The organism is Paralcaligenes ginsengisoli (genome assembly GCF_054781135.1).
In genome coordinates this window covers 45,507-51,799 of the sequence record NZ_BAAGUZ010000047.1, presented here as the reverse complement: position 1 = coordinate 51,799, position 6,293 = coordinate 45,507, and the positions used below count along the sequence as shown (strand labels likewise).

8 protein-coding genes are annotated in these 6,293 nt (G+C 58.3%); 4 read left to right on the top strand and 4 right to left on the bottom strand.

Annotated elements, in window-relative coordinates; genetic code table 11:
* Positions 1-424 precede the first annotated feature (424 nt).
* The 3 genes from ACYVIS_RS20355 (at position 425) to ACYVIS_RS20345 (ending at position 2,948) form a co-directional block, all read left to right on the top strand.
* Positions 425-1,399, top strand: a complete 975-nt coding sequence (locus ACYVIS_RS20355) for a Bug family tripartite tricarboxylate transporter substrate binding protein (RefSeq protein WP_460874906.1) — start codon at positions 425-427, stop codon at positions 1,397-1,399.
* Positions 1,400-1,509: 110 nt separating this feature from the next.
* The gene (locus ACYVIS_RS20350; protein WP_460874905.1) at positions 1,510-2,364 is read left to right on the top strand and encodes an oxidoreductase; all 855 of its coding nucleotides are present in this window, start codon (positions 1,510-1,512) and stop codon (positions 2,362-2,364) included.
* A gap of 68 nt (positions 2,365-2,432) precedes the next feature.
* Complete coding sequence (locus tag ACYVIS_RS20345) at positions 2,433-2,948, top strand: GFA family protein (RefSeq protein WP_232744218.1); 516 nt, start codon at positions 2,433-2,435, stop codon at positions 2,946-2,948.
* An 18-nt stretch (positions 2,949-2,966) separates the two neighbouring features.
* Here ACYVIS_RS20345 and ACYVIS_RS20340 read toward each other — a convergent pair whose 3' ends face one another.
* Both ACYVIS_RS20340 and ACYVIS_RS20335 read right to left on the bottom strand, forming a co-directional pair.
* A complete protein-coding gene (locus tag ACYVIS_RS20340; RefSeq protein WP_232744622.1) occupies positions 2,967-3,164 on the bottom strand; it encodes a hypothetical protein in 198 nt (65 codons plus the stop codon).
* A 43-nt stretch (positions 3,165-3,207) separates the two neighbouring features.
* Positions 3,208-3,618: a carboxymuconolactone decarboxylase family protein gene (locus ACYVIS_RS20335; RefSeq protein WP_460874904.1), complete on the bottom strand. Its 411-nt coding sequence runs from the start codon at positions 3,616-3,618 to the stop codon at positions 3,208-3,210.
* 135 nt (positions 3,619-3,753) lie between these two features.
* On the opposite strand from ACYVIS_RS20335, the gene ACYVIS_RS20330 reads away from it, so the two are divergent.
* On the top strand, positions 3,754-4,638 hold the full coding sequence (locus ACYVIS_RS20330; RefSeq protein ID WP_460874903.1) for a LysR family transcriptional regulator: 885 nt from the start codon (positions 3,754-3,756) through the stop codon (positions 4,636-4,638).
* Here the strand turns inward: ACYVIS_RS20330 and ACYVIS_RS20325 are convergent.
* Complete coding sequence (locus tag ACYVIS_RS20325; protein ID WP_460874902.1) at positions 4,635-5,582, bottom strand: pyridoxamine 5'-phosphate oxidase family protein; 948 nt, start codon at positions 5,580-5,582, stop codon at positions 4,635-4,637. The two genes, ACYVIS_RS20330 and ACYVIS_RS20325, sit on opposite strands and share 4 nt — an antisense overlap.
* Complete coding sequence (locus ACYVIS_RS20320; protein WP_460874909.1) at positions 5,579-6,211, bottom strand: glutathione S-transferase family protein; 633 nt, start codon at positions 6,209-6,211, stop codon at positions 5,579-5,581. The genes ACYVIS_RS20325 and ACYVIS_RS20320 overlap by 4 nt, the downstream gene beginning before the upstream one ends.
* Between the last annotated feature and the right edge of the window lie 82 nt (positions 6,212-6,293).

The following is a 6,293-nucleotide window of genomic DNA, read 5'->3' as shown; positions in this document are numbered from 1 at the left end:
CAAATTAGGGGCGTCCATGTACTGACGAAGGGAAGGCGGGGGCTTTCGGCGGGCCCTGTCTGAGCAGTGCATCGCGTGCGAGGCACTGCGAGTTGGCCCGACGCCCGCCTGGACGAGGCAGACCCGGGCAGTCGGATAGCGCAGCTAGCCGACCGCTGGACGTGCCGGACTACACAGCACCGCCCACCCTGCGGCGTCTTTATAGAAAAAAACCGCCACAGACCCATGCTTCCGATCCAAACCTGCTTGTCGTCTTGTCCGCCCGTTTGATTTCAAATGAATGTGCCAGTGATCATTTAGGGTTTTTGCTGATATCGGCCCATTAAGATCGGCTATTATGATTGCCTTAATACTAATATATTAGTATTTTAATTATTGAGTTTTCCAATTTTCCATAAATACCAATCGGCCGTGAGACTCTGAGATGAATATCGCTAGAAAATTATTTGTGCTTGCCTCGCTGGGGCTAGTCATGTCGGGTGCCTATGCGGACGACACGCCTGCCTATCCATCCCGGCAGGTTACTCTCATCGTGCCTTTCTCTCCCGGCGGGGGCACGGACACCACATCAAGATTCCTGGCCCAGAAACTCGGAGAAATCTGGAAGCAGTCTGTCGTGATCGAAAATAAGCCCGGCGCTTCCGGAATGATCGGCGCCGGATTCGTGGCACGCGCCAAGCCCGACGGATATACCCTGATGATGGGCAATATTGGAACGCAATCGATCAATCCGTCGCTGTATAAAATGCCCTACGACAGCAAAACTGCATTCGAGCCGATTACCGAGGTTGCCGAGCTGCCCTTGATCCTGGTTGTAAACCCCAAGGAAAATATCAAATCGGTCAAGGATTTGATCGATACAGCTAAAAAAGAGCCGGGCAAGCTGTTTTTCAGCTCTTCGGGAGCGGGCAGCTCGATGCAATTGGCGGCCGAGGTGTTTCAGAAAGATGCCCAGATCAAAATGACGCATGTGCCGTTTGCCGGCGAAGGCCCCGCCATTACCAATTTGCTGGGCGGACAGGTAAACGTGACCTTCGGCACTATTCTGGGCAGCGGCCCATTCGTCAAACAGCAAAGGCTGCTTGCGCTGGGAGTCACCAGCAGCAAGCGGTACCCGGCTTTTCCCGATGTGCCGACCATCGCCGAAAGCGGGCTGGATGGCTATAACTCGGTGTCCTGGGTGGGTTTGCTGGCACCCAAAGGCACGCCCAGGGTGGTTATCGATAAAATCTCGAAAGATGTGCAAACAGTGCTTGAGAATCCGGAGGTCAAACAAAAGCTGATCAATCAGGGTGCGCTGCCTGTGGGATCCACGCCCGCGGAATTTTCGGAAAAAATAGCCAGCGATTACGCTTTGTACAACAAGATTATCAAAGATAACAAAATTACCGTTCAATAAATATTCCTGAATGTGGCGGCCGGTAAACCCGCTTCGGCGGGTTTCCACGGATGGCTGAACGGTGCGATACTTCGGTGAATATACAAAGTGGATTTCATCAGGAGTTTTTCATGGCACTGGATAATCAACCCGTCTGGTTCATCACCGGTTGCTCGACCGGCTTTGGCAGAGAACTTGCGAAACTCGTCCTGGCCCGCGGCTGGCGGGCCGTGCTTACCGCCCGCAACCCTTCCACGCTCGACGACCTGGTCAAGAACCATGGCGCAAACGCACTGGCCCTGGCGCTTGATGTGACCAATCACCAGCAGGTTGCCGATGCCGTTGCCAAGGCGCATGCGCATTTTTCGCGTATCGATGTGCTGGTCAACAATGCGGGCTATGGTTATCTGGCTGCCATCGAAGAGGGCGAAGACGCCGCCGTGCGGGCCATGTTCGACACCAATGTGTTCGGGCTGATCGACATGACCAAAGCCGTGTTGCCGGGCATGCGCGAGCGCAAAAGCGGGCTGATCGTCAATATTTCCTCCATAGGCGGTTTCGTGGGTTTCGCCGCCAGCGGCTATTATCATGCAAGCAAGTTCGCGGTGGAAGGATTTTCCGAATCCCTGGCGGTCGAAGTCAAGCCGCTGGGCATCGGCGTGTTGATTGTGGAGCCGGGACCATTCCGCACCAATTGGGCGGGCCCCTCGCTCAAGGAGTCGCCGATACGCATTGCCGACTACGACGCCACGGCGGGTACGCGCCGCAAAGAGACCGCCGCCCGCAGTGGCCGCCAGGTCGGCGATCCGGTGCGTGCCGCCCAGGCCATCATCGATGCGGCCATGGCTCAAGAGCCGCCGCTGCGTTTATTACTGGGGAAGCGGGCCCTGATCGCCGCGCGTGGCAAGCTCGGAACCTTGCAAGAGGACTTTGACGCCTGGGAAAAAACGACACTGGGCGCGGATTTTCCTGAAGAAGAGCGTTAGCTTCATAAGCCCATCGGTCATGGATAGCCGGCGGGTTGCTGCGCATTCATTTTATTGGAGGGCTTATCATGCGACTCGAAGGTTCCTGCCATTGCGGCGCCGTGCATTTCAGCCTGTTCAGCGCCCATCCTTATCCTTACCAGCGTTGTTACTGCTCCATTTGCCGCAAGACCCAAGGGGGCGGAGGCTATGCCATCAATCTTGGCGGCGATGCGCGAACGATGAAGGTTACCGGCCGCGACGATGTTTCCATTTACCATGCGAAGATCAAGCGCGAGGGCGATGCGCGTGCCCACACCAGTACGGCGCAGAGGCATTTCTGCAGGCGCTGCGGCAGTGCGTTATGGCTTTACAGCCCGGAATGGCCCGAGCTGATCCACCCCTTTGCTTCGGCGATCGATACGCCTTTGCCTGTGGCTCCGGAGCACACGCACCTGCTTCTGGAGTTCAAGGCGCCATGGGTGGAAGTTGCCGTGCGGGCGGGTGACAAGCAATTCGACGGATACCCTGAAGAGTCGATCGCCCAGTGGCATGAGCGCCTGGGATTGACCGACAATGATGGGGCGCCGCGCGAACAGCAATAGGGGGCCAAGGCAGCCTTGTCAGTTCAGAGCCGCCTTGGCTGCCTCTTCGGGCGTCAGGCCTTCATAAAACTGGTCGATGAACCATTCGACCTGCTCTTCGATATGATCCTGCGCTTCGCGCACGCTGGCACCGGCGGCTACCAGAAAGCCTTCCACTTCGGTGCACCATTGAATCAGTTCCTGCGTTTCAGGATCCAGCTTGTCCTTTTTTGCCATCATCGTGTCCTTCGGCCTGCGATGTCGAATTTTATCCCTGTTTTCAGCCGGCGCCTGTATCGTGCTTGAGCGGCAGGCTTATGCCCGCTTCGGAAAAGACCTCGCGAACGATAGCCAGTCCGTTCAGGGCGGCGGGGAATCCCGCGTACACCGACATCTGCATGACAATCTCGACGATTTCGGACGGCGTGCAGCCTACGTGCAAGGCGGCATGCACATGTACCTTGAGTTGCGCGGCGGCATTTCCCAGTGCGCAGAGGGCCGCCACGACGGCAATTTCGCGTTCGCGCAATCCCAGGCCAGGCCTTGAGTAAATATCGCCAAAAGGGTATTCGATCAAATACTTCGCGAAATCGGGAAAAGATTGGCCAAGCTTGTCGAGCACTTGTATTCCAGCCTCGCCGTCAATGGCCAGTAGTTGAGTCTTGCCGCGGGTATAGCGTTCAGATTCCATTGTTCATCTCCAGGTAATCGGGGTTCGAGGCGAGTGCCGCCTCTTGCAATAAGCGCCGGATATGACGCCCATGGATCGAACTGTAGGCGGAGTCCGCTGGTGGCGCCATGTCCAATTTCATGATACCTTTTTGGTATGAGTAAACTTATCGATTCACGCGCATTGACACTGTTCCTGGCCGTGGCAGAGTCTTTGAGCTTTCGCCAGGCCGCCGAGACACTGCACATGTCCCAGCCTCCGTTGAGCAGGCGCATCAAGGAATTCGAAGACCGGTTGGGTGTGCGCCTGTTCGAGCGTGATACGCGCGGCGTGTCCCTGACCGCGGCGGGGCACCGGCTGTTGCCTCGCGCCCGGCGCATCATGGCTTTACTGGACGAGGCGGAAAAGACGCTGGCCTCCGGTTGCGAGCCGGGGCGATTGAGGCTGGGCGTCACGAATGCCGTCGAGCCAGAGTGGTTCGCCGGCCTGGTTTCACGCATTCATGCGGAAAGGCCCGGGCTGGCGACGGCAACGGTTACGGGGGCTTCGCCGCACCTTGTCCGCCTGCTTCGGGCCCAGCGCATCGAGGCGGCTTTTATCGCGCTGCCAACCGAAACCAAGGGTTTGCACGTCACCCCGATCGATCGGCAGCCGATGGTGGTGGCGATGAATTCAGCCCATCCTCTTGCGCGTCGGCGCAGCTTGCGCCTGAACGACCTGGGCGACGAGCCTCTTTTCTGGTTCGAACGTTCTCGCCAGCCCGCTTTTTTCGACCATTGCAGCGCGGTATTCGAACGGCATGGATTCGCGCCAACGGTAATCAAAGAGCCCGCCGATCATCATGTGCTGCTTGCAGGCGTGGCCAATGGGCAAGGAATTGCGCTGCTTCCCAAATCATTTACGTCGTTGAAGCGATCCGGCGTTTGCTATCGATCGTTGAAAGAGGGGGATGAACTTGGGGTGGGAGTCGGTCTTGCCCTTGCTCCCGATCATGCCGACTTGCGGGATTTGCTGCTGCGTTGCGCCGGATTGCAACTTTAAATGGTTGCGCGTTTTCTTTCCCACGTTCCAGTCGCACTGGTGCTTGCCGCGTAATCGCGGAAGGTCCACACGAACGGAAGGGCGCCAGGCTTGCGCCATCCTCCCGTTACGTGGAAGCGCCAGAGGCGTTCGGCTCCCGTCAGGCAATGCGCCTCTTCAGTATCCCAAAGAATTTCCGTCGAACCCTGCAGATGCAGCACATCGCCATTCAAAAAATCGACGAACAGCAGCGCCGCCCGTGGCTCGATCAGCAGATTGCCCAGGGTATTGAAGTAGCGATTGCCGTTGAAATCGGGAATCGTCAGCGTGTCGCCGTCGATGCGCACAAAACCCGGCTGTCCTCCCCGGTGCGATATGTCGGTGCCGCCGCGGGCATCGTCGATGCGTGGGCCGGCGGTACTGGCCACAAAAAATGCGTCTGCATGGCTGATCAGGCGGCACGCATCCTGATGGAGATGCGTGAGAAATTCGATTGGCTCCCCGGAAACCGCGGCGTCGTGGATATCGCGCGTCTGGATGTATCTGGGGCAATTCCCGAAGGATTGCTGGATCCCGATCTGCCATTCCCGGGTTTGGACATGGGCGATCAGACCATTGGCCCGGTTGCGGCGGCGCGTACTGAAATCGATGCCGAGCATGCCTATGGGCTGGCCCTCTTCGATCAGCGGCGCAATAGGGTCGTTCCAATCGGCCGCCAGGGCAATGTGCAGGCTGCGAGGGTCCGGGGATGAAACGAATCCCGCCGGTCCGGTCAGCATGGCTGCGGCAGGCTGGCCGCGGCGGTCTGTGGCCGCGATGCACAGAAAAGGCAGGGATGCAAAAAAGGTACGGTGCTGCTCGGGCATGAAGTTGCGTATTGCGGCACCCCCAGGGGCAATTCCCGCGCGCGCCTGGGCCTGCAGTTCGCCCGCATGGAAAGGGCCGCCTTCGATTGCCGTGATCATGATGATCTCGGCGCGGACGAGCGCGGCATGGGCTTGAACCCCGGCAGCGACTCGACTCTGGACAGCCAGGCACGCACTTCAGGGTAAGGTTCCAGAGCAATCCCGCCTTCCGGCGCGTGCGCAGTATATGAGTAGCAAGCCAGGTCGGCAAGGCTCGGGTGGTCGCTTGCCAGATAGGGCCTACCGGCCAGATGCTGCTCCATGAAGCCCAGCAGCCGGGCGGCGATCTGCGCGGCACGCGCGGGATCGTCCGGCACACCCCATAGCAGGGCCATGCGCGCGGTCGCGGGCCCATACATGAGTTCTCCGGCGGCAATGGACAGCCATCGCTGCACCTGGGCGGCAGCAATGGCATCGTCGGGCAACCAAGGGCTGCCGGGGGCATAGCGCTTGACCAGATAGACCATGATGGCATTGCTGTCGCACAGCACCAGGTCGCCGTCCAGCAATACCGGAACTTGCCCGAGCGGATTGAGCTGGCGGAACTCGGGCGATTGGCGCGTTGCCGCGGGCGCGTCGATGAAGCGAAAGGGCAATTCCAGCATGCGCAACAGAAGCTCGACCCGGTGCGAGTGGCCGGATAAAGGGGTTCCATACAACGTGATGGCAGGGGGGTTAGTCATGTGTATCAGCCTTCAATGGATCGTGCTGAAATCTTATCTATTTCATAAAATAGTGTAAATACCTATAAAATGAAAATTACTCTTTCAT